The 1,534-nt window shown below is 61.1% G+C and carries 2 protein-coding genes; both read right to left on the bottom strand.

Translation table 11 applies throughout. From position 1 onward, the window contains the following. Window positions 1-13: 13 nt before the first annotated feature. Window positions 14-988, bottom strand: coding sequence for an ABC transporter permease (locus QD357_RS32165; protein WP_414126058.1), 975 nt, complete (start codon window positions 986-988; stop codon window positions 14-16). Beyond that, on the bottom strand, window positions 985-1,534 hold a 550-nt coding region (locus tag QD357_RS32170; protein ID WP_414126059.1), incomplete at its 5' end, for an ATP-binding cassette domain-containing protein. The genes QD357_RS32170 and QD357_RS32165, both read right to left, overlap by 4 nt.

Consider the following 1,534-nt stretch of genomic DNA (forward strand, 5'->3'; position numbering starts at 1 on the left):
TTTCCTTACTCCCTCACGCGACAGTGCGGCGGCTGATGACGAAGACGTTCACGAGAAGTGATCCAACGAGGATCAGGCCAAAGGCCATTTGCGTAACGAAGCCCKAAACCGTACCGAAGTTGAAAGTGGACAGAAGATACGAGATGAGKAACATGTTGATCGCGCCGAGCGTCGAGCCGAGCGCACCGCCGCGCCCCCCGGAGAGACTGGCGCCACCAAGGACCAGCGCCGTGACTGCTTGCAGCGTGTAGGTGCTGCCCTGGGTCGGGTCGCCGGATGAGATCAGCGCGGTGTAGCTCAATGCGGCGAGCCCGGCAAAAACGCCGCCGACCATATGGGCGATGATGCGCACGACGTCGACCTGCACACCGCTGGTATAGGCCATCCGCTCGTCAGCGCCTGTCATCCGCAGGTTGCGGTAAAACATCGTGCCCCTCAGGACGCCCCAGATTGCGAAAGCGCCGAGCAGAAGCAACAGGACAGGCGAAAATACGCTCGTTCCCGCGCCCCAGCTTAGCATCCAGTCTGGAGCGACACCGCCGGGACGCGACATGACCATCAGGTTGACGCCCGACAGAACGAGGAAACCGGAGAGCGTGACGATGATGGGCGCGACGCGCACGTAGATGATCACGAGCGCTTGCACCMACTGGAACGCCGCTCCCAATCCCACCGCCCAGGCAATGATGGCGACAGGGTGCGTGATGCCGTTGCCGACCAGCCACGTAATGAGCGTGACGTTGATGAAGCCCATCAGCGGTCCGACGGAAAGGTCCACGGCTCCGCGGCCCGCCATGACGATCGGTGTTATCGCGAGCGCGGTGAGGATCAGCGGCGTTGCAACCAGAATGGCTCCGGCCAGACCATTGTTCGTGAACAGACCTTGGCCACGGAAGGCGACGGCGCAAAGGAGGACAAGGAARAGCCCGGCCGGAACGTACAGCGAGCGGTCCTGCGTGACTTGACGGAAAGCGGTTGCAGACATCATGCGGTCCTTTCCAGATCGAAATCAACGGAAGCGTCCCGGGCTTTCCCGAACATAGCGGCGAGGATTGGTGCCTCGGCGATTTCCTCGCCGGTCAGGGATCGAAACAACGTTCCCCCAAAGAACACGTCGACGCGATCGGCAAACCCGATGAACTCCTCGATCTCAGTCGACAGGTAGATGACACTGCCGCCTTTTTCAGCAAACAGGCGGAGTTMGCGGTAGAGGTMGCGCTTGGTGCCGAGATCGACGCCGCGGGCGGGGTCATTCAGGAGGATGACTTGGGGATCGTTTGCGAAGGCGCGCCCGATGAGCACCTTCTGTTGGTTGCCACCCGACAGTGAGGTGATCCTGTTCGACGGGCTGCCGATCTTGATGCGCAGACGATCCACCTCGCGCTTGAACATCGGTTTCAGCGTGGGCTTGCGGATTACACCCAGGGGGCCGAGCTTCTTCCTGTAGACACCGATGGCGAGGTTTTCGAAGATGCTTTGTTGCGGGAAAATACCCTCGCGCTTGCGGTCCCCGGAGACGTAGGAAACACCGAGG

Source organism: Rhizobium sp. BR 317 (genome assembly GCF_047445835.1).
Taxonomy (GTDB): Bacteria; Pseudomonadota; Alphaproteobacteria; order Rhizobiales; family Rhizobiaceae; genus Rhizobium; species Rhizobium paranaense.